General features: G+C 74.7%; 24 protein-coding genes. 6 read left to right on the top strand and 18 right to left on the bottom strand.

What is annotated here, in order from left to right; genetic code table 11:
* Positions 1-88 precede the first annotated feature (88 nt).
* The 15 genes from ACSU53_RS06095 to ACSU53_RS06025 all read right to left on the bottom strand — a co-directional run bounded on the left by ACSU53_RS06095 (position 89) and on the right by ACSU53_RS06025 (position 12,048).
* Positions 89-907: a TIGR04222 domain-containing membrane protein gene (locus ACSU53_RS06095; RefSeq protein WP_437025337.1), complete on the bottom strand. Its 819-nt coding sequence runs from the start codon at positions 905-907 to the stop codon at positions 89-91.
* Positions 908-1,036: 129 nt separating this feature from the next.
* Positions 1,037-2,365 carry a DUF692 domain-containing protein gene (locus ACSU53_RS06090; RefSeq protein ID WP_437025335.1) on the bottom strand — a complete coding sequence of 443 codons (1,329 nt, stop codon included), beginning with the start codon at positions 2,363-2,365 and terminating at the stop codon, positions 1,037-1,039.
* 208 nt (positions 2,366-2,573) lie between these two features.
* Positions 2,574-3,872, bottom strand: a complete 1,299-nt coding sequence (locus ACSU53_RS06085) for an SLC13 family permease (RefSeq protein WP_437025333.1) — start codon at positions 3,870-3,872, stop codon at positions 2,574-2,576.
* Between the two features lie 492 nt (positions 3,873-4,364).
* Positions 4,365-4,661, bottom strand: coding sequence for a gas vesicle protein K (locus ACSU53_RS06080; protein ID WP_437025332.1), 297 nt, complete (start codon positions 4,659-4,661; stop codon positions 4,365-4,367).
* The gene (locus ACSU53_RS06075; RefSeq protein ID WP_437033047.1) at positions 4,658-4,867 is read right to left on the bottom strand and encodes a gas vesicle protein; all 210 of its coding nucleotides are present in this window, start codon (positions 4,865-4,867) and stop codon (positions 4,658-4,660) included. Before ACSU53_RS06075 ends, ACSU53_RS06080 begins: the two co-directional genes overlap by 4 nt.
* 35 nt (positions 4,868-4,902) lie before the next feature.
* The gene (locus tag ACSU53_RS06070) at positions 4,903-5,793 is read right to left on the bottom strand and encodes a GvpL/GvpF family gas vesicle protein (RefSeq protein ID WP_437025330.1); all 891 of its coding nucleotides are present in this window, start codon (positions 5,791-5,793) and stop codon (positions 4,903-4,905) included.
* The gene (locus ACSU53_RS06065) at positions 5,786-6,133 is read right to left on the bottom strand and encodes a gas vesicle protein (protein ID WP_437025328.1); all 348 of its coding nucleotides are present in this window, start codon (positions 6,131-6,133) and stop codon (positions 5,786-5,788) included. Before ACSU53_RS06065 ends, ACSU53_RS06070 begins: the two co-directional genes overlap by 8 nt.
* Positions 6,130-6,447, bottom strand: a complete 318-nt coding sequence (locus ACSU53_RS06060; RefSeq protein ID WP_437025326.1) for a gas vesicle protein GvpG — start codon at positions 6,445-6,447, stop codon at positions 6,130-6,132. Before ACSU53_RS06060 ends, ACSU53_RS06065 begins: the two co-directional genes overlap by 4 nt.
* Before the next feature lie 4 nt (positions 6,448-6,451).
* On the bottom strand, positions 6,452-7,207 hold the full coding sequence (locus ACSU53_RS06055) for a GvpL/GvpF family gas vesicle protein (RefSeq protein ID WP_437025323.1): 756 nt from the start codon (positions 7,205-7,207) through the stop codon (positions 6,452-6,454).
* A gap of 2 nt (positions 7,208-7,209) precedes the next feature.
* Positions 7,210-7,758 (bottom strand): gas vesicle structural protein GvpA, encoded by a 549-nt coding sequence (locus tag ACSU53_RS06050; RefSeq protein WP_437025321.1) that lies wholly within the window; start codon positions 7,756-7,758, stop codon positions 7,210-7,212.
* A 35-nt stretch (positions 7,759-7,793) separates the two neighbouring features.
* Positions 7,794-8,114 carry a gas vesicle protein GvpO gene (gvpO, locus tag ACSU53_RS06045; RefSeq protein WP_437025320.1) on the bottom strand — a complete coding sequence of 107 codons (321 nt, stop codon included), beginning with the start codon at positions 8,112-8,114 and terminating at the stop codon, positions 7,794-7,796.
* A gap of 363 nt (positions 8,115-8,477) precedes the next feature.
* Positions 8,478-9,191 (bottom strand): peptidyl-tRNA hydrolase, encoded by a 714-nt coding sequence (locus ACSU53_RS06040; protein WP_437025318.1) that lies wholly within the window; start codon positions 9,189-9,191, stop codon positions 8,478-8,480.
* A 33-nt stretch (positions 9,192-9,224) separates the two neighbouring features.
* On the bottom strand, positions 9,225-9,440 hold the full coding sequence (locus ACSU53_RS06035) for a hypothetical protein (RefSeq protein ID WP_437025316.1): 216 nt from the start codon (positions 9,438-9,440) through the stop codon (positions 9,225-9,227).
* Positions 9,441-9,457: 17 nt separating this feature from the next.
* Positions 9,458-10,324 carry a polysaccharide deacetylase family protein gene (locus ACSU53_RS06030; RefSeq protein ID WP_437025314.1) on the bottom strand — a complete coding sequence of 289 codons (867 nt, stop codon included), beginning with the start codon at positions 10,322-10,324 and terminating at the stop codon, positions 9,458-9,460.
* A 200-nt stretch (positions 10,325-10,524) separates the two neighbouring features.
* Positions 10,525-12,048 carry an FAD-dependent oxidoreductase gene (locus ACSU53_RS06025; RefSeq protein ID WP_437025312.1) on the bottom strand — a complete coding sequence of 508 codons (1,524 nt, stop codon included), beginning with the start codon at positions 12,046-12,048 and terminating at the stop codon, positions 10,525-10,527.
* An 87-nt stretch (positions 12,049-12,135) separates the two neighbouring features.
* Between ACSU53_RS06025 and ACSU53_RS06020 the strand changes: the two genes are divergently transcribed.
* Together ACSU53_RS06020 and ACSU53_RS06015 are read left to right on the top strand one after the other, a co-directional pair.
* A complete protein-coding gene (locus tag ACSU53_RS06020) occupies positions 12,136-12,591 on the top strand; it encodes an ArsR/SmtB family transcription factor (RefSeq protein ID WP_437025310.1) in 456 nt (151 codons plus the stop codon).
* Complete coding sequence (locus tag ACSU53_RS06015) at positions 12,588-13,073, top strand: SRPBCC family protein (protein ID WP_437025308.1); 486 nt, start codon at positions 12,588-12,590, stop codon at positions 13,071-13,073. The genes ACSU53_RS06020 and ACSU53_RS06015 overlap by 4 nt, the downstream gene beginning before the upstream one ends.
* Before the next feature lie 49 nt (positions 13,074-13,122).
* Here ACSU53_RS06015 and ACSU53_RS06010 read toward each other — a convergent pair whose 3' ends face one another.
* From ACSU53_RS06010 to zapE, 3 genes are all read right to left on the bottom strand, one after another.
* Entirely contained in the window at positions 13,123-14,547 is a 1,425-nt protein-coding gene (locus ACSU53_RS06010; protein WP_437025307.1) for an alkaline phosphatase PhoX, read from the bottom strand.
* 91 nt (positions 14,548-14,638) lie between these two features.
* The gene (locus ACSU53_RS06005; protein WP_437033045.1) at positions 14,639-15,427 is read right to left on the bottom strand and encodes a slipin family protein; all 789 of its coding nucleotides are present in this window, start codon (positions 15,425-15,427) and stop codon (positions 14,639-14,641) included.
* 186 nt (positions 15,428-15,613) lie between these two features.
* Positions 15,614-16,768, bottom strand: coding sequence for a cell division protein ZapE (zapE, locus tag ACSU53_RS06000; RefSeq protein ID WP_437025305.1), 1,155 nt, complete (start codon positions 16,766-16,768; stop codon positions 15,614-15,616).
* Between zapE and ACSU53_RS05995 the strand changes: the two genes are divergently transcribed.
* The 4 genes from ACSU53_RS05995 to msrB all read left to right on the top strand — a co-directional run bounded on the left by ACSU53_RS05995 (position 16,767) and on the right by msrB (position 20,315).
* Positions 16,767-17,615, top strand: a complete 849-nt coding sequence (locus ACSU53_RS05995) for a pyrimidine reductase family protein (RefSeq protein ID WP_437025303.1) — start codon at positions 16,767-16,769, stop codon at positions 17,613-17,615. The two genes, zapE and ACSU53_RS05995, sit on opposite strands and share 2 nt — an antisense overlap.
* Positions 17,616-17,923: 308 nt before the next feature.
* The gene (locus tag ACSU53_RS05990; protein ID WP_437025301.1) at positions 17,924-18,397 is read left to right on the top strand and encodes an indole-3-glycerol phosphate synthase; all 474 of its coding nucleotides are present in this window, start codon (positions 17,924-17,926) and stop codon (positions 18,395-18,397) included.
* 108 nt (positions 18,398-18,505) lie between these two features.
* Positions 18,506-19,894 (top strand): UDP-N-acetylmuramate--L-alanine ligase, encoded by a 1,389-nt coding sequence (gene murC, locus ACSU53_RS05985; protein WP_437025299.1) that lies wholly within the window; start codon positions 18,506-18,508, stop codon positions 19,892-19,894.
* 13 nt (positions 19,895-19,907) lie between these two features.
* The gene (msrB, locus tag ACSU53_RS05980) at positions 19,908-20,315 is read left to right on the top strand and encodes a peptide-methionine (R)-S-oxide reductase MsrB (RefSeq protein ID WP_437025298.1); all 408 of its coding nucleotides are present in this window, start codon (positions 19,908-19,910) and stop codon (positions 20,313-20,315) included.
* The last annotated feature ends 2 nt before the right edge of the window (positions 20,316-20,317 follow it).

The raw sequence follows: 20,317 nt of genomic DNA, 5'->3' as shown, positions 1-20,317 counted from the left end.
GGCGTGACGGGCCGGAGGGGCCGGCCCGTCGGAAGGGATGCTTCGGCCGGGGGCGGCGCGGGGCAAGCACCCGCCCCGGGTGTCGCGGTCAGTGCCCCCGCACGCCCCCGTCGTGACGGCCGGACACCGCCGGATGGTGCTCGCGGTGTGCGAAGGCCGCACGCAGGTCCGGATCGTCCACCGCCCGGATGCCGTGCACGGCGACCGACGTGAGGTACGCCCGGTCGTCGCCCGTGCGGTCACCGTCGAGGTGCAGGGTGCCCAGCAGCCGCTGCCCGGCCGGCGACGCCCAGCGCGCGTACGGGTGCACCTCGGCCCGCGCCATGGCCAGGCAGCTCAGCGTGAGGGTGAGCGGCAGCGCGAACCACAGGGCGACCAGGTGCCGGGGGACGTCCGGCGGGACCGGCATCAGCAGCGCGGTCACGGCCAGGACGAGCACCACCGGCACGGCCAGCCGCACCTGCCGCACCGCGTCGGCGATGCCGGTGGCCGTCGTGCCGGGCAGGGCGAGGCCGGCGCCCACGAGCCGGTCGGCGATCCCGCGCACCGGCTCCGCGCCCGCCGCGGCGGCCCGGACCGGCGCCAGCGGCGACTGGCCCTCCGGGCCGATGGCCCCTATCACCGACCGCTCCATCTCGTCCCGGCCGAGCGGGTCGACCACGGTCGCCCACCCGGTGTGCGCCAGCAGCAGCCGGCGCTGGCGGGCCATGGACACCAGGGTGACGTCGGCGACCCGGCGCGGCCCGCCGGACAGGAACGCGGTCTCGTACAGGGTCAGGACGCGGTCCCGCCGGCCGCCCGGAGGCGCGGCGTCGGCGGCCGCCGCGCGGACCGCGGCCAGGCACAGCCGCGTGCACGTCACCCCGGCGACGGCCCAGGCGGGCAGCAGGAGCAGCACCCAGAACATGGCTCGTTTGTAAGCGACACGGTCGCGGGAGCACCATGCCCGGTTCACGATCCGGACGCGATGTCGCCGGTCCGTGACGTTCCGCTTCCGGCCCGCCGCCGTCCGTCACGGCCGCGCGCGGGCCCCGGCTCAGCGGCGCAGCAGGACCCGGCGGGTCGCCCGCGCGAGCCGTACCGCCGGGCGGCCGGTACGGGGCCGGGGCCCGGACCGCTCCAGCCACCAGTTACGCAGCTCGCGGCGCGTCCGGGCGTCCTCGGGCCGGCCGGCCGTCAGGAGGTGCCCGGCGAAGTCCAGGGCGTCCTGCCGGTAGCCGCCGGTCATCGGGCGGGCCTGCGCGTACGCGAGGAACGCGGGCCGGTACCGCGCGCCCAGCAGCACCGGCAGCTCGGGCGCCACCTTGGCGACGACGTCGGCCCGCTTCGCGGCCAGCGCCCGCGCCTGCACGCCGACCCGCGCCCGGTCGAACCCCTCGGGCGCGGGCGTCCCGGCGACGAGCGCCGACAGCAGCGCGGTCTGCGCCAGCGCGAGCCGTTGCCGCGCGGGCCCGGCCGCCTGCCCGCCCGGCTCCGGCGCGGGCGCCGGGGCCGGGGGAGCGGGCGGGGTCCGCCGGGCGGCGGGGGACCGCCGGGCCGCGCCGTCGGCCAGGGCGCGGCGGACGGCCCCCAGTTCGGCCCGGAGCTCCCGCGGGGCGGGGAAGTTCTCGTCCCGTTCCAGCAGCACGCCCGGGGGCGAGGTGCGGGAGGCGAGGTCGGTCAGGATGTCGAGCACCGGCCGCGGGACGGGGTGGGCGTGGCTGTCGTGCCACACCCCGTCCCGCTCGAAGCCGCCGGCGACATGGACGTAGGCGATCGCCTCCAGCGGCAGCTCGGCGAGGGCGGCGGCCGGGTCCTCGCCGCGGTTGACGTGGTTGGTGTGCAGGTTGGCGACGTCGATGAGCAGCCGCACGCCGGTGCGGTCGGCCAGCTCGTACAGGAACTGGCCCTCGGTCAGCTCCTCGCCGGGCCAGGAGAGCAGCGCCGCGATGTTCTCCAGGGCGAGCGGCACCGGCAGCGCGTCCTGGGCGACGCGGACGTTCTCGCACAGCACGTCGAGCGCGTCCCGGGTGCGCGGCACGGGCAGCAGGTGCCCGGCCTCCAGGCGCGGGGAGGCGGTCAGCGGGCCGCCCGCGCGGACGAAGGCGATGTGTTCGGTGACCAGCGGCGCCTGAAGGGCGGTGGCCCGCTCGGCGAGGGCGTCGAGCCGTCCGGGGTCCGGCCGGTCGGCGCCGCCGAGGCCCAGCGAGACGCCGTGCGGTACGACGGTCACCCCCCGCTCGCGCAGGCGCAGCAGCGACGCGGGCAGATGTCCGGGGCAGACGTTCTCGGCCACGACCTCGACCCAGTCGATCCCCGGCATCGCCTCCACGGCGTCCGCGATCTCCGGCCGCCAGCCGATGCCCGTCCCCAAGTGCTGACGCATCGTCCCCTCCTCACCCGGCCCCCGGTCGTCCGGCGGGCCCGGCCCCCGGTGTGTTCCGGCCCCCGCCGGACGTCCGTCGCGGACGTGTCGGGGGTATGGCCCCGCCGCCGGGACGTGAACCGTCCCGGCGGGACCTTCAGAGGAACATTTGAGCTTCGCGGTGCGGCGGGCGGACGCGACGAACCGCGCCCGCCCGCCGCACCGGCCCTCACGCCAGGGCGAAGTAGCGCGCCCACACGTAGACGGCGGCCAGCGACACCGTGACGGCGGTGACGACCAGTCCGTAGCGGCTGAACTGCCAGAACGAGATGTGGTGGCCGGAGCGCTCGGCTATGCCGATGACGACCACGTTCGCCGAGGAGGCGATGATCGTGGCGTTGCCGGCGAGGTCCGCGCCGAGGGCGAAGGACCACCAGAGCATGCCCGCCTCCGCGGTGCCGCCGGCCGCGTTCACGATCTCCTCGACGATCGGGCTCACCGACGCCACGAAGGGGATGTTGTCGATGAGCGCGGAGGGCACCACCGAACCGAACACCAGGGCCATCGAGGTGGCGAACAGGTTCCCGCCGGTGGCCTCGGCCGCCGCTTCGCCCAGGTCGCCGATGACGCCCATGTTCACCATCGCCCCGACCATGACGAACAGTCCGGTGAAGAACGCCAGGGTCTCCCACTCGACGTCCTTCATGACCTCACCGGTGTTCAGCCGGGACACCGCGAGCAGCAGCAGACCGCCGCTGATGGCGATCACCGAGGGCTCCAGGTCCAGCCAGGTGTGCAGCACGAAGGCGACCATCACGACGCCCATCACCGCACCGCTGACGGCGAGCAGCCGGGCGTCCTTGATGGCGTCGCGCGGGTCGAGTTCCATCACGGACGCGACGCGCTCGGGGTCGTAGGTGAACGCTTTGCGGAACATGACCCGGGCCATCAGGATGAACACGATCATCAACACGATGACGATCGGTGTCATGTGGATCAGGAAGTCGTTGAAGCTCAGACCCGCACGCGAGCCGATCATGATGTTGGGCGGGTCGCCGATGAGTGTGGCGGCGCCGCCGATGTTGCACGTCATCACCTCGGCGATGAGGTACGGCACCACGGGCAGCCCGAGGCGGTTGCAGACCAGGATCGTCACCGGGGCGACCAGCAGCACGGTCGTGACGTTGTCCAGCCAGGGCGAGAACACGGCCGTCACCAGGATGAGCAGCACCATCAGCCGGTACGGTTTGCCGCGCGCGCGGCGCGCCGCCCAGATCGCGATGTACTCGAAGACGCCGGTCTGTTTCAGCACCGCGACGATCAGCATCATGCCGAGCAGCAGGACGATGACGTCCCAGTCGATGCCGGCGTCCTTGGAGAAGAAGGCGTGCTCGGGGTCGGTGGCCCCGATGAGCAGCATCAGCACGCCGCCGCCCAGCGCGGCGGCGACCCGGTGGACCCACTCCGTGGCGATCAGTACGTAGACGGCGACGAACACTGCGATCGCCGCCCACGTCAGAACGCTCAACGCGCCACCTGCCCCGTGCCGGCACGGCCGGATACGGAGGGGACTGGGGTGCGGGTCGACAACAGGAGGGGTCCGGGAACCGTTCGGGAGTGATCAGGGCGCTGTGGCGCTGCGCGCATGAGCGAGGAGCTCCTCTCGTCGTCCGGGCCCGCAGCACTGCCGTGCGGCAGCCAGGACCCACGACGACGCCGCTCCCTGCTCGGGGAGCGGACGGACAGGACGGTGCGGCGCTTCGGCTGTCGCAACCGAGGGCGCCGGCAGACCCGCAAGACGAGCGTTCGCCCTCACCGCACGACGGACTGTGCTGGGGCGGTGATGTGGCTCCACCCTCTCCCGCGCGCGGGAGGGACGACCATCAGGGTCGGCACCCAGATGGCATGGGGGAGAACGTGTAGAGGCCAATGAGGGTCATTCCCCATTGACAGTCAAATCCGTTCTTGGTGGCCGAAAGCGGCGGCACGGACCGACCCAGTGTGGCCCATGGCCGGGCGTTCAGTCCCCCGATTCGTCGGAGAGGAGCATCCCCAGGGGGCCGAGGTCGAGGTTGAGGTCGGCGCGGGTCAGGCCGTGCTGCGCGCACAGCTCGTCCATGCGCCGGTCGAGCAGCATCAACGCCGTCCCCAGCCGGTCCTCCTGTTCGGCGGTCAGGGTTCCCTCGTCGAAGCGGCGCACGGCCTGCCGCTCCATGAGCTGGCGCAGCAGTTCCACGACGGTGAGCACCAGGGCGGCGAGGTCGTTCGTGACCCGCTCGGGGTCCAGGTCGAGGGTGCGGTCCCGGGGCGCCGTCACAGCGGCCCGCTGTCCGGCCAGGGGGCGGGGACGCGTTCGCTCACCGAGGCCAGCAGGGCGTGCAGCGAGATCCGCACCAGGGGCACGTCGGCGATGGCCAGCACCAGGTCCCCGCTGACCACGACGCCGGTGGCCAGCACGCGGTCCAGGAGGTCCACCAGGGGCACACCGGCCGGGGCGTACGGGGCGGGGGTGTCCCACGGCACCGGAGCCGGGCCGGGGGTCCGCGGGTCCACGGCGGTCACGCGGGAACTCCCCGGTGTGCGGGACGTGCGGTGCCCTCGGCCGGGCCATGGCCCGCTCCCGGGCCGCCCGGCGGGTCCTCCCAGCGGGCGAAGGAGTACGGGATCCACGGTCCGGACGCCTCGACCCGGGCGCCGCGGCACGGCCCGTCCGCGGTGAGCCGGGCGAGGGCGGCGGTGAACCGGGCGCGCTCCGCGTCGTCGACCAGGTAGGCGGCGTTGAGGAGCTGGGGGGCGCTGCGGCCGGTCAGCCGCTCGTCCTGCGGGCGGTGCCGCACGGCCGCGACGGCGTACGCGCGCAGCGAGGCGTCGACGGCCTCCGCCGCGGCCAGCGCCCGGCCGTGGGCGTCCTGCCGGTCGCGGTGCCGGGAGCTGGCCCGGCTGAGGTAGGCCCGCCCGCCGGCCGCCGCACCGTCGGGGGCGGGGCCGCCGGGAGACCGGGGCGCCCGGTCGGCGGCGTGCACCTTCACCACCCACTCCGTGCGGTGGCGCAACCGGTCCAGCAGGGCACCCAGCTGCGCTTCCCGGCGGGCGAGGGCCGCACGGGCGCCGCGGTCGCCGCGGTACAGGGTGGCCAGCGGCAGCGGCACGACGGGGCCGCGCCCCGCCCCGTACGCCGCCTCGACGGCGCGGTGGTGGGCGCGGGCACAGCGCTCCAGCTCGTCGGGCCGGTTGAGCCGCTCCGTCAGCGCCTCCCGGCCGAACAGGGCGGCGGGGACGTCCTGCACGACGAGGCTCAGCTCCCCGGCGCGCAGCACGCGCAGCGGACCGCCCTCCTCGTGACCGGCCGCGGTGTCCGGCGCGGCGGTGTCCGGCGGAGTACGGGTGACGGCGAACGCGCAGACCAGCACGTCCGGTTCCGGTCCGCCGGGGAGGTCACGGTCACTCACCGACGGCCTCCGGTGTCTGTCCCACGGACTCCTCCAGTGCTTCGAGCCGCGCCCTCAACTGTGCGTTCTCCTCGGCGAGCGCGTCCCGCGCGGCCCGGGACGACAGCGCCGGGTCGGTCTCCCACCAGTCGATGCCCGCCTTCTTCGCGGTGTCCACCGACGCGATGAACAGGCGCAGCCGGATGGTGAGGAGTTCGATGTCCAGCAGGTCGATCTTGATGTCGCCGGCGATGACGACGCCCTTGTCCAGCACCCGTTCGAGGAGGTCGGCGAGGCTGCCGGAGGGAGGACCGTACGGCTCGGTCCCGGCGAACGTGTGGCCGTGCTCGAGCGCGGTCATCGCGGCCTCCCCGGACGGCGACGGGCACCGGCCGAGAGGGCGGCGGGTGCGGTCGCGGTGGTACGCACGGCGCGGCGGCCGGAGTGGTGGGCCGGGCGTTCCAGGAGCGTCAGCAGGCGCTCCTCCTCCCGTTCGAAGGTGTCCTCGTCGATCTCGCCCGCGTCCAGGGCCCGGTTGAGGGCGCTCAGGCGGGCCTGCACGGCCCGCGGGTCGTGGTGCAGGCGGCGGGCCTCCTCCAGGAGGTGGTCGGCGATCCACGCCGTGCCCCGCACGGGCGCCAGCGGCAGCAGCAGGAGACCGGTCACGAGGCCCACCGCGTCACCGCCCGTCCGGCGCGGGGCGCGGTTCGACGAAGCTGTAGCAGGGCAGCGGGCCGGTCACCTGGAGCGTCAGCCGGTCCCCGCAGGCGCCGGCCGCTTCCGCCACCGCCTCCCGGAACCGGGCCTCCTCGGCGGCGGGCAGCAGGAACGAGGTGCTCAGCACCTGCTCGTCGTCGGTGGTGCCGTGCACCGTCCGCTCGGCGAACGGAGTGAGGCGGGCGAGGACGTCCCGTGCCGCGCGCCGCGCCTCGCGGCGGACGCCCCGCGCGATCGCCTCGCCCAGCCGGACGTTGGCCTCGTAGTCGGGCCGGCGCCGGGTGCGGCGGGCCAGGTCGCGCAGTCCCTCGTCGCGCCGCACCAGGTCGGCGAAGCAGCCGAGCACGACCGTGCCCTTGACGTTGAGTTCCACGCGCCCGCGCAGCTCGGCCAGTTGCCGCGTCAGCCGGTCGGCGTCGTCGCGCAGCTGCCCGAGCAGGGTGTCGGAGCCGGGGCTGAGCACCGCGAACCGCATGGGCAACAGCGGTCCCTGGGCGGCCAGTTCCTCCAGGACCGCCTGGTGGGCCAGCAGGTCGCGGCGCCGGGGGCGCAGCTGCGCGGGCGCGGCCGACACCGCCGCGCACAGCCCCGCCTTGGTCAGCAGCCGCACCGGGGCGCCGTCCACTCCGGGCCGGCGGGGGGCACGGACACCGGCGGGCGCGATGCCGTAGACGTACAGGGTGTCCTCGGCGGTGGTCGCGGCGGTGGTGGTGGGCATGGTCACTCCTCCTCGGTCTCCGTGCGCCGGCGGGGGCGGGAACGCGGACGGTCGTCGCCGTCACCGTCGTCGTCGCGGGAACGGGCGGCCGGCCGGCTGCGGGCGCGCTGCGGGGCCCGGGAACGCTCCTCGCGCTCCCGGGCGCGGGAGCGCGCCTCCGGCTCCTCCTCGACGGCGTCCTCCGGATCGTCGGACTCCTCGGGGGTGAGGGCGTCGCGCACCTTGTCGGTGAGCGAGTGCGCCTTGCGCCGGACCCCGCGGGCGGCGCCCTTGCCGACCGACTTGGCGACCGGACCGCCGAACAGCTCCGGCACCGTCTTGGACCGCACGTCGTGCTCCAGGTCGAGGCGGTTGCACGCCTCGGCGAAGCGCAGGTAGGTGTCCACGCTCGCGACCACGATGCGGGCGTCCACCTTGAGGATCTCGATGCCGACCAGGGAGACGCGCACGAAGACGTCGATCACCATGCCGCGGTCGAGGATGAGTTCGAGAACGTCGTAGAGGGTTCCGGCGCGGGGCGCGCAGACGACCTCGTCGTCGTAGGTGATCATGCGGTCGTCCTTCCGGTCACGGGCCGGGGCACCGCTCACTGGTCCTGGGCACCGCGCCGGTAGCGCGCGATCCGCCGGTACCGGAGCAGGTCCCCCGCCCGGTCGATTCCCACCTCGTAGGTGGCGAGGAGACTGGTGGTGTCCGGGATGCGGGCCACTTCCAGCACGTCCACGTGCACGGTCCAGCCGTCGTCCTCGTCGCGGCGGACCGCGGACACGCCCTCCAGGCGGTGGCGGATCAGGTCGCCGAGCTGCTCGGCCGCGCGCTGGGCCGCGTCCCGGGCATGACGGACCTCGGGGTCACGCGTGGTGGTCCGCGCGGACGTGCCGCGCCGTCGCTCGCCAGGTTCTGTCACGTTGTTCACTGTCACCCTGCGGTACGGCGTACGCACATGCGGTTGACCCGTCCGGGCGGCCCGCGGGGGTGGCGACGGGGGGCGACGGGGGTGGTCCGGCGGGCCGGTCAGCCGGGGTCACCCGGTCGGGAACGTCAGGGCGGTCCGGACGGGGCCCGGCGCCGGACGGGCCTGCCGGGGATGGGGGCGGCGCACGAGGAAGCCCCGCGGCCTGCGGGGCAGGGCGGGGCGGGGACTGCTGGGACGTGAGGCGTCCGGAGGCTTCTGCGGAGGTGACTGGTCCGTCCGGGACCCGGCGGCCCTCGGACGGTCCGGCCCTCGGACGGGCCGGTCCCCGGACGGTCCGGCCCTCGGACGCTCCGGTCACCGCAGTGCGGGGTGCTCCGCCACGAGGGTGCAGGAACCGGGCGCGATCTCGGTGAAGCCGGCGTCACGGACACGGGGGAGGCGGCTCGCGAGGAGGGCTTCCCACTGGGACGGGCCGGCGGTGCGGACGGCGAGCGGGTAGCCCTCGGCGTGCCAGGCGGCGCGGTCGTCGCCGCCGAGCTCCCACCACGCGAGCTGGGCCGCGTGACCCGCCTGGGCCATGGCCTTCCCGGCCGACATGTCCAGGTCCGGGTTGAGCCACAGCACCGGGACGGCCGGGTCCACGGGCGCGGGCGCCTGCGGATCGTCCAGGTCGGTGCCGGAGACCTGGAGGCGGGCCAGGTCCTTGGGCCACCCGTCGAGCGGGACCGGCGGGAAGACGCGGACCTCGGCCGACGCCCCGGTCACCGTGAGGCCCGGCAGGGCCTCGGCACGCCGCCACTCGGCGCCGCGGGCCCGGCGCACCACCTTGCGGATCCGGCCGTCCTGCCAGGAACGCATGGCCCCGGCCCACTCGCCCTCGCCCGCCGAACGCTCGTCGGTCAGCATCAGCAGGACGGCGCGCGCGGCCGTCTCCAGCGCGTCGGTGCGGGCCGGCGGCGCGGACCGTTCGATGCGGACCACGAGGGGCAGGACGAACTGCGGCGCGGTGTCGCGGTCGGACGGGGCGTGACGGAAGGGGCTGTCGGCGGGCTTCTGGTCGGTGCTCACGGACCCAGTCTGCCAAGCCGGCGGACCGCTCCGTCAGCCCGAACAGGAAGTCCGCTCGGCCTCGCGCCACTCGCAGACCGGGCAGAGGGTGATGCCCTTGTAGGACTCGGGGTACTCCGTCGGCTGCCGGCACAGCACGCACTCCGCGTACGGCGGGCCGTCCGCCCGGGGCGGCCGGGACGCGTCGATCAGGCAGTAGTCGGAGCCGGGGTCGGGACGGCTGCCGGTGTCGGTGTCGGTGTCGGTCATGAGTCCAGCGTAGGACGTCAGCCGCGGCCGGCCCGGGCGGCGATGAGGTCGGAGACCTTGACGAAGCGGTAGCCCCGTTCACGCAGTTCGGGGACGATCGTGCGGACCGCCCGCTCGGTCGCCGGGGCGGCGCTGCGCGTGCAGTGCAGGACCACGACCGAACCCGGGCGGACGCCCTCCAGCACCTGCCGGGCCACCGCGTCGGGGTCCGTGGCGAAGGCATCGCCGCCCACCACGTCCCACTGCACGGCCGTGACGCCGGTCGGCGTGAGGGCCTTCAGCGCCGCGCGGTCGTAGCAGCCGCCGGGGAAGCGGAAGTACGGCATCGGGTCGGCGACGCCGACCTCGCGGAACGCCGCGTAGGCCCGCTCCACGTCGGCCCGCATCCGCTCGCGCGGGACGGTGGGCAGGCCGTAGCAGTCCTCGGTGAAGGCGTAGTGGCTGTAGGAGTGGTTGGCGACCTCGAACAGCGGGTCGCGGCCGAGGGCGCGGGCCTGTTCCGGGTACTCCTCGGCCCACCGGCCGGTCATGAAGACCGTGGCCGGGACCCGGAGCCTGCGCAGGGTGTCGATGAGCGCGGGATGGTCGAACCGCTCCCCGGCCGCCGCCCTCGGGCCCTGGTCGGCGGTCATGTCGGCGTCGAAGGTGAGGGCGACGGTCCGTCCGCCGGAACGCGGGGCGTTCTCGAACACCGGCGTCAGCCCCGCCGGGCCGGGGGCCAGGGTGGGCCGCTGGGCCGGGGGCCGCTGCGAGGCGTCCGGGGCGGCGCTGGACGCGGGACGGGCGGGCCGCACCTCGGACGCCGACGGGGGGCCGGCGCAGGCGGCCAGGGCGGCGGCCAGGACACAGACGGCGGTCACGTGACGTCGTACTGGTGTGATCACCGTATGAACGTAGGAGCGGATGCCCGGCGCCCGCGCCGACCCGGGCCCCGCCACGGGCCGGGATCACCCGACCGGCCCCGGCGCACGCGCGGGGAGGCCGCCCGCCGCCTCCGGGCGGCCGTACCGGAACCCCGGGGCGGTAAGGCCGCCGGGCGCCCCGGCCGCCCGGGGCCGCCAGGATCCGGGCGGGTCTGCGGGTCTCAGATGTCCCGCTGCTCCAGCGGCTTCGTCGCCGGGCCCTGGATGACTTTGCCGTCGGTGCCGAAGCGGGAGCCGTGGCACGGGCACTCCCAGGCGCGTTCCGCCGGGTTGAAGTCGACCAGGCAGCCCAGGTGGGTGCAGCGGGCCGAGACCGCGTGCAGCGAACCCTGCTCGTCCCGGTACACGGCGAGCCGGTGACCGTCCACGCGGACGACCGCTCCCTCGCCCGGCGGCAGGGACTCCACCGGCGGCGAGGGGCGCAGCCGGTCGCCCACGAAGTGCCGGGCCACCTCGGCCTGGGTCCGCAGGAAGGACGGTGCCTCGCGCACCGCCGGTGCCAGCCGGCGCGGGTCGTACAGCCCGCTCCACGCGCACTCCTCGCCGGTGATCTGCGCGGTGAGCAGCAGGCCCGCCATCATGCCGCCGCTCATGCCCCAGCCGTTGAAGCCGGTGGCGACGTAGGAGTGCCGGGCTCCGTGGTGCAGGGGGCCGACGAGGGGGACGGTGTCGGTGGGCGTGTTGTCCTGGGTGGCCCAGCGGTGGGTGATCCGGGCGTCGGGGAAGTGCTCGCGGGTCCAGTCGGTGAGCCGCTCGAACCCCTCCCGGGTGTCGCCGGTACCCGGGGTGAAGTGCTCGCCGGTGATCACCAGCAGGCGCCGGGCGGCGTCCTCCCCGTAGGGGGCGGTGCGCACCGAGCGGGTGTTCTCGTCCGGCGTGATGTACATGCCCCCGGGGTCCTGCTCCGTCGGCAGGGTGCCGGCGACGACCAGTTCGCGGCGCGGCGAGAGACGGGCGAACAGCAGGGCCCGGTCGAAGATCGGGTAGTGCGTGGCGACGACGACGTCGCGGGCGGTCACCGTGGGCCCGTTCGCGGTGGACACCCGGCAGGGGCCGCCCTCGTCGAGACCGGTGACGGTGGTGTCCTCCAGGATGCGTCCGCCCCGGGCGACCAGGTCACGGGCGAGGGCCAGCAGGTAGGAGCGCGGATGGAACTGCGCCCCGCCGGTCACCTCGACGGCGCCCGCGACCGGGAAGGGCAGCCCGGTCTCCGTCACGAACGAGGCCGGCAGGCCCGCCTCCCGGGCGGCGCGCGCCTCGGCCTGCAGTTCCTCCACCCGGCCGCGGTCGCGGACGAACGTGTAGGCGCTGCGGCGCTCCCAGTCGCAGTCGATGCCCAGCTCCGCGACGACGTCGGCGGTGTGCTCGATCGCCTCCGACTGCGAGCGGGCGTAGAGCCGCGCCCCCTCGGCGCCCCGCGTGCGGCGCAGCTTGTCGTAGATCAGCGTGTGCTGGGCGGTGATCTTGGCGGTGGTGTGGCCGGTGACCCCGGCCGCGATCCGCCCGGCCTCCAGCACCGCGACGCTGCGTCCGGCCCGGGTCAGCTCCCAGGCGGTGCACAGCCCGGCGATCCCGCCGCCGATCACGGCCACGTCCACCTCGAGGTCGTCGGTCAGTGCGGGGTACCGGTCGCCCGGTGCGGTCTCGATCCAGTACGAGCCGCTGACCTGCTGGTTGTCCGTCATGGGCGCCGAGTACCCCGCTGCGGGGGATTTCAGTGGCCCGGCGGGTGCGGTTGTGGCCGGGAGCGGTCGGGCATAACGTACAACCAAATGGTTGTACATGAGGAAGCCGCAGGGACCGCGGGAGCCGACGGGCCGGCCGACGCGAGCGTGGACCGGATGCTCAGGGCCCTGTCCGACGCGACGCGGCGCGACATCCTCCGGCGCTGCGGAGGGGACGAGCTGTCCGTGTCGCGTCTCGCCGGGGCGTACCCGATGAGCTTCGCCGCGGTGCAGAAGCACGTCACCGTGCTGGAGCGGGCCGGGCTGGTCACCAAGCGGCGGCAGGGCCGGGAGCAGCTGGTGCGCACCGACCCCGCCGCGGTGGACCGTGCGCGCCGGGCGCTCGACGACCTGGCGACCGCCTGGCGGGGCCGGGTGGACCGGATGACGGACCTGCTGGCCGGCGGCCCGGACGCGGCCGGACCACCAGGACCGGACCCCACACCGCACCCCGGACCGGACCCCGGTTCCGGCGGCGGCACGACGAAAGGACACCGGAGATGACCGTGACGAGCGTGGACAAGGACCTCGACGGGCTGACCCTGACCGTGATCGCGGACTTCACCGCCCCGGTCGAGCGGGTCTGGGAGCTGTGGGCCGACCCGCGGCGGCTGGAGCGCTGGTGGGGCCCGCCGGCCTACCCGGCGACGTTCGAGGAGCACGACCTGACGCCCGGCGGGGAGGTCCGGTACTTCATGACCGGCCCCGAGGGCGAGAAGTTCGGCGGCTGGTGGCGGATCACCTCCGTCACCCCGCCCACCGTCCTGGAGTTCACCGACGGCTTCTCCGACGCGGAGGGCAGGCCCGACCCCGAGATGCCGACCACGGCCGTGCGGATGACGCTCACCGGGCGGGACGGCGGCACCCGGATGGAACTGCGGTCGGTCTTCGACACCCGCGAGCAGATGGAGCGGCTCGCCGGCATGGGCATGGTGGAGGGGCTGCGCGCCTCCGTCGGGCAGATGGACGGCGTGCTGGCCGGCTGATCCGGCCGCCGGCGGGGCCGGGGCCCGGTGCCCCGGCCCCGGCCGGGCGTCACCTCCGCCAGGGCCCCGTCACCGCGAACGTCGTCCCCGGGTCGTAGCAGTTGACGTACATCGTCCGGCCGTCCGGGGAGAACGTGACCCCGGCGAACTCGCCCCACTCCGGATCCTCGGGCGTGCCGGTGTTCTGGCGGTTGCGGGCCAGGGCGTAGACCTCTCCGCGCCGGGTCACGCCGTAGACGTGCTGGGCACCGCCGCCGTCCTCGCAGACCATCAGGCCGCCGCTCGGGGCGAGGCAGATGTTGTCCGGGGACTCGCCGGGCAGCTGCACGTCCGTGTCCGGGCCGAAGACGATCACCAGGGTCAGCCGGTGCCGGTCCGGGTCGTAGCGCCAGATCTGGCCGTAGTGGTCGCCCGCCGAGCCCTCCGCGCTGCGGGCGAACGACGACACGAAGTAGACCGACCGGTCGCCCCAGTAGCAGCCCTCCAGCTTCTGCGCGTGGGTGATGCCGCCGCGGCCGAAGTCCTGGAACCGGATGGGGGTCTCGGCGGCCAGCGGATCGGGCACGTCGACCCACTCGACGCCGTCGAAGCGGGCCCCGGGCTCCTGGATGGAGGACAGGTCCGGCACGCCCGGCACCCGCATGGCCTGGAGCCGGCCGCCCGCCCGCAGCGAACCGGTGCCGCCCAGCGGTTTGCGGGGCAGGAAGCGGTAGAACAGGCCGAAGGGCCGCTCGAAGGCGTCCTCGGTCTCGTAGACGATGCCCCGCCGGGGGTCGACGGCGACGGCCTCGTGCTGGAAGCGGCCCATCGCGGTCAGCGGCACGGCGCCGGTGCGGTGCGGGTCGGCACCGTCGACCTCGAAGATGAAGCCGTGGTCCTTGGCGTAGCCGTTGGTGCCGGCCTTGTCCTCGGTCTCCTCGCAGGTCAGCCAGGTGTTCCAGGGTGTCGGTCCGCCCGCGCAGTTGACGGCCGTACCGGCGATGGCGACCCGCTCCGAGCGAACCCGGCCGGCCGCGTCCAGGGTCAGCGAGGTGCAGCCGCCCTTGGCCTCGGGGTCGTAGGTCAGGCCGTCGATCACCGGCACCGGGTGGCGGCCGTTGTGGCGGTTCTCGTGGTTGCGCACGAGGTGCACCCGGCCGTGCCGGCCGCGGAGGGCGGCCATGCCGTCGTGGTTGGAGGGCACCGGCCCCTCACCGGAGCGGAGCGGGTCGCCCTCCCGGGAGAGCACCCGATAGCGGAAACCTTTCGGCAGGTCGAGGAGGCCGTCGGGGTCGGGCACCAGGGGGCCGTAGCCGCCGTGCCCGAGCGCCTGGGCGGAGGCGCTGTCGGTGAACAGTTCGGAGAGTGCGCCGGTGAAGGCGATGCCGACACCCAACGCGCCGGAGCGGGCGAGCAGTTGACGCCGTGTGGAGCCCGCGGGGGCGGACTCGGGCGCGGGGGTGGTACCGGTGCTCGGGGACCCGGTCTCGGTCATGGGGGGAACCTTCCTGCTGGCGGACAGGAACAGTGACCCCGCCGTGTCTATCACTTGGCGCGGGCCGCGGGAACCACGCGCGGCACACGTGTCACCCCCCGGGGGACGGCGGTGCCTGACCGCCCTGCGCCCGCTCCACGAACCGCAGGAGTTCGACGGGGAAGGGCAGGACGAGGGTGGAGTTCTTCTCGGCGGCGACGGCCACCACCGTCTGGAGCAGCCGCAGGTGCAGGGCGGAGGGGGTGTCCTCCATCTGCTGGGCGGCCTCGGCCAGCTTCTTCGACGCCTGGAGTTCGGCGTCGGCGTTGATGATGCGGGCCCGGCGTTCGCGGTCGGCCTCGGCCTGGCGGGCCATGGAGCGCTTCATCGTCTCGGGCAGGGAGACGTCCTTGATCTCGACCCGGTCGACGTGCACGCCCCAGCCGACGGCGGGGCTGTCGATCATCAGCTCCAGGCCCTGGTTGAGCTTCTCCCGGTTGGACAGCAGGTCGTCCAGGTCGCTCTTGCCGATGATCGAGCGCAGCGAGGTCTGGGCCATCTGGGAGACGGCGAAGCGGTAGTCCTCGACCTCCACCAGGGCGTCGGCGGCGTCGACCACCTTGAAGTACACCACCGCGTCCACCCGCACCGTCACGTTGTCCCGGGTGATGCCCTCCTGGGCGGGCACCGGCAGCGTGACGATCTGCATGTTCACCTTGTGCAGCCGGTCCACGAACGGGACGATCATCGTGAACCCGGGGGTGCGCACGCCGCGGTGCACCCGGCCCAGGCGGAAGACGACCCCGCGCTCGTACTGCTTGACGACCCGTGCCGCGGCGGCGACGTAGACGACGCCCGCGCCCCCCGCCGCCGCGACCGCGGCGAGCAGTTCCTCGACCATGACGACCACCCGTCCGAAGGTCCTGTCCGTGCCGGTGCGCGCGCACGGGTGCCGGTCCGTCCCACGATAGGCACGGGCCGCGGTGCGGGGCCATGGCGCGGGACGTGCGGGACGGGGACGGGCCGCGGCGGCAGCGGTCCGGTTGCGTGAGCGGGCGGGGGAGGGGGCGGGCCGGGGGTCCGGGCCTCAGCGGTTCCCGGTGAGGCGTCCGGCGTCCCGGGCCAGGGCGGTGAGCCGCGAGATGGCCCGGAAGTACTTCTTGCGGTAGCCGCCCTTCAGCATCTCCTCGCCGAACAGCCGGTCGAACGGCAGCCCGGAGGCGAGGACCGGGATCTCCCGGTCGTAGAGCCGGTCCGCGAGGACCACCAGCCGCAGCGCGGTCGACTGGTCCGGCACCGGCCGGACCCCGGTCAGGCACACCGCGCGCAGCCCGTCGGTCAGCGCGCCGTAGCGGCTGGGGTGGACCTTCGCCAGGTGGTCCAGCAGGTCCGGGAAGGCGTCCAGCGAGGCGCCCTCGGTGGCCTGCGCGGTCTCGGCGACCAGCTCGTCGGAGTACGGCGGCGGCGCCTCGGGCAGGCCGCGGTGGCGGTAGTCCTCGCCGTCGATGCGCAGGGCGCGGAAGTGGGCGGACAGGCCCTGGATCTCGCGCAGGAAGTCGGCCGCGGCGAACCGGCCCTCGCCCAGCTTGCCGGGCAGCGTGTTGGAGGTGGCGGCCAGCGCCACGCCCGCCTCGACCAGCTTGCCGAGCAGGGTGGAGACGAGCACCGTGTCGCCCGGGTCGTCGAGCTCGAACTCGTCGATGCACAGCAGCCGGTGCCCGGAGAGGGTGCGGACCGTCTGCTGGAAGCCGAGGGCGCCGACCAGGTTGGTCAGCTCCACGAACGTGCCGAACGCCTTCAGCGAGGGTTCGGCGGGGGTGGCGTGCCAGAGGGAGGCCAGCAGGTGGGTCTTGCCGACGCCGTAGCCGCCGTCGAGGTACACGCCGCGCGGTCCTGCCGGGGCCTTGCGGGGCGCCTTGCCGAAACCGAACAGCCGCCGCTTGCCGGAGCCGTCGGAGGGCGTGCCGCCGAGCCCGGCGGCGAACTGCTCCAGGACGCCCACCGCCTCGGTCTGGCTGGGCTGGTTCGGGTCCGGTATGTACGTGGCGAACCGGACCGCGTCGAAGCGGGGCGGCGGCACCATCTCGGCGACCAGCCGGTCCGCGGGGACGTGCGGCTCGCGGGCGCACAGGGACAACGGGGCCAGGCCCGTCGGAGGACCGGATGGGGAGGCGGCGGCGGAGGACGCGGAGGAGGACGACACGGTTCCCCATGCTACGGGGCGTGGAACACTGCACCGCATGCGACGCCTGTTCCCTGTGACCCACGAAACAGCAGCTCCCGACGGTGCGGCCGGTGCCGCCCGCGGTTCCGGCACGCCCGGCGGCGAGGCCGCCCAGGAGGTCCCGGCCGGGGCCGGCCGGGAGTGGAGCCTGGCCGAGCTGGCCGCCGCGTACGCCTACCCGGAGCCGGGACCGGGCGGCCGGGAGCCGTGGCTGCGGGCCAACATGGTGTCCACCCTCGACGGGGCGGCCCAGCACGACGGCCGCTCCCAGCCCATCTCCTGCGCGGCCGACATGCGAATCTTCGGCACCCTGCGGGCACTCGCCGACGTCGTGGTCGTCGGCGCCGAGACGGTCCGGCAGGAGGGGTACCGCCCGGCCCGCGCGCGGGCGGACTTCGCGGCGGCCCGGCAGGCGGCGGGGCAGGGGCCCGCGCCGGCGATCGCCGTGGTCAGCGCGAGCCTGGACCTGGACTTCTCGCTGCCGTTGTTCGTCTCGCCGCTGGTGCCGACGCTGGTGCTGACGGGCGCGGCGGCGCCCGCGGACCGGGTCGCCGCCGCCGAGCGCGCCGGGGTCCGGGTGGTCGTCGCGGGCGAGGGCGCCGGGGCCGATCCGCACCGCACGGTGGCGGAGCTGGCCGGACTGGGGCACACCCGGCTGCTGACGGAGGGCGGACCGCGGCTGCTGGGGCAGCTGGTGGCCGCGGGGGTGCTGGACGAGCTGTGCCTGACCCTCGCGCCGATGCTCACCGCGGGGGACGCGCAGCGCGTCGCGGGCGGGCCGTCGGTGACGGTTCCGCGCCGCTTCGCGCTGAAGTCGATGCTGGAGGAGGACGGCTTCCTCTTCACCCGCTACGCACGTGCCTGACCCGACCTGACCGGGCGAGGGGGAGCGGACGGCCGGCGCGCGGTGAGCCGTCCGGCCGTCCGTGCGGGAAGCGCCGTGCGCCTCCGGCCGCCCGTCGCAGGGGCGGGACCGGCACGTCCGGAAAGGGGTTCGAGAGGTACCGCGAAACCGTTGATCGAGCGGAATTCGCCGTTCCGCTTGGTTCGCCGACGGGCACACTGAAACCGGTCGTACTCGGGCGATCACGGGGCAGGATGGTTTCCGCAGGGGGCGGCCGGCCCCTCGGAGGAGAGAGGGCCCGACGGTCCTCCGAAGGAGAAGGGGCGCTGGTGTTCACAAGCGTACTGATGATCGAGAAGGCCCTGACGTCCGCCGACGTGGAGTTCGTCACCACCTTGCACGGCGACGAGCCGGTCTCCTTCCACGTCCTGCTCCAGCCACGCGGCGAACAGGCGGACCGGCTCCTGCGGGCCATCGACGACGTCGCCCTCGGCGAACTCGACGAAGCCGTCCGGGAGGGCGAGACGCCGGAGGGCGAGGAGGCCAGGAGCATGGGCGAGCGCGCCCTGGAGGTGTCCCTGCGGGCCCTGCGCGCCTCCGGGGACCAGGCCCGGGGACGCCTCGTGACGGACCACCCGCTGGACGCGCTGAGAACCCTGGTCGACGAGGTCGGCGCGGACGAGGTCATCGTCCTGACCGACCCGCACTACGTGGAGGAGTTCTTCCACCGCGACTGGGCCTCGCGCGCCCGCCACAAGGTGGGCGTACCGGTGCTGAAACTCTTCTCCCACAGCAAGGCATAGGCTGGGGCGGCGCCTTCCCGGCGAGGGCGCCCGTCCGTCACGGACGCGCGCCCGGCGCCGGGCGCGCGTCCCGTCGTCCCGCCCGTCGCACCACTGGGGAGAACACGCATGGCACCCGGCCTTCCTACCGCCATGGACCGACCGCACTTCATCGGCATCGGCGGCGCCGGAATGTCGGGGATCGCCAAGATCCTCGCCCAGCGCGGCGCCCGGGTGGCCGGCAGCGACGCCAAGGACTCCGCGACCGCCGAGGCACTGCGCGCCCTGGGCGCCACCGTGCACATCGGGCACGCGGCGGAGCACCTCGCCGACGACGCCAGCTGCGTGGTGGTGTCCTCGGCGATCCGCGAGGACAACCCGGAGCTGGCCCGCGCGGCGGCGCTGGGCATCCCGGTGGTCCACCGCTCCGACGCCCTCGCCGCCCTGATGGACGGGCTGCGCCCGATCGCGGTGGCCGGCACCCACGGCAAGACCACCACCACCTCCATGCTGGCCGTCTCCCTGTCCGCCCTCGGCCGCGAGCCCTCGTACGCGATCGGCGGCGACCTCGACGAGCCCGGCTCCAACGCGCTGCACGGCACCGGCGAGATCTTCGTCGCCGAGGCGGACGAGTCCGACCGCAGCTTCCACAAGTACGCGCCCGAGGTGGCGATCATCCTCAACGTGGAGCTGGACCACCACGCCAACTACGCCTCGATGGAGGAGATCCACACCTCCTTCGAGACCTTCGTCGGCCGCATCGTCCCCGGCGGCACCCTGGTGATCTCCGCCGACCACGAGGGCGCGCGGGAACTGACCCGGCGGCTGGACGGCTCGGTGCGCACCGTCACCTACGGCGAGTCCGCCGACGCCGACGTGCGCGTCACCTCGGTCGTCCCGCAGGGCCTGCGCAGCGAGGTGACCGTCGACTTCGACGGCACCCCGCTCACCTTCACCGTCTCGGTCCCCGGCCGCCACTACGCGCACAACGCCGTGGCCGCGCTCGCGGCGGGCGTGGCGCTCGGCATCCCGGCCGCGGAACTGGCCCCGGCCCTGGCCTCCTACACCGGCGTCAAGCGGCGCCTGCAGCTCAAGGGCGAGGCGGCCGGCGTCCAGGTCATCGACTCCTACGCGCACCACCCGACGGAGATGACCGCCGACCTGGAGGCCATGCGCTCGGCCGCCGGGGACGCCCGCATCCTGGTCGTCTTCCAGCCGCACCTGTACTCCCGCACCCGCGAACTGGGCACCGAGATGGGCACGGCCCTGGCCCTGGCCGACGCCTCGCTGGTGCTGGACATCTACCCGGCCCGCGAGGACCCGGTCCCCGGCGTCACCAGCGAGCTGATCATCGACGCGGCACGGGCCGCCGGCGCGGACGTCACCCCCGTCCCGGACGCGGCGGACGTCCCGGCGGTGGTGGCGGGAATGGCGAAGCCCGGGGATCTGGTTCTCACCATGGGAGCGGGCGACGTCACCGACCTCGGCCCCCGCATCCTGGACCGTCTGTCGAACTGAAGGGCCCATCCTCATGCCGTACGACGTGGAGAAGCCGGACGAGCAGTGGCGCGCGGAACTGTCGCCGTCCGAGTACGCGGTGCTGCGCCAGGCGGCGACGGAACCGGCGTTCACCGGTGAGTACACGGACACCAGGACCGAGGGCGTCTACTCCTGCCGTGCCTGCGGCGCGGAGCTGTTCACCTCGGACACCAAGTTCGAGTCGCACTGCGGCTGGCCGTCCTTCTACGACCCGCGGGACTCCGAGGCGGTGGAGCTGGTCGAGGACCGGTCCCACGGCATGGTCCGCACCGAGGTGCGCTGCGCCCGCTGCGGCTCCCACCTCGGCCACGTCTTCGAGGGCGAGGGCTACGCCACCCCCACCGACCAGCGCTACTGCATCAACAGCATCGCGCTGCGGCTCCAGCCCGCGGAGGGCTGACC

This window comes from Streptomyces sp. enrichment culture (assembly GCF_964273255.1).
Classification (GTDB): Bacteria; Actinomycetota; Actinomycetes; order Streptomycetales; family Streptomycetaceae; genus Streptomyces.
Note: the sequence above shows the minus strand (reverse complement) of the source record. Positions and strands in the feature narration are given on the sequence as shown.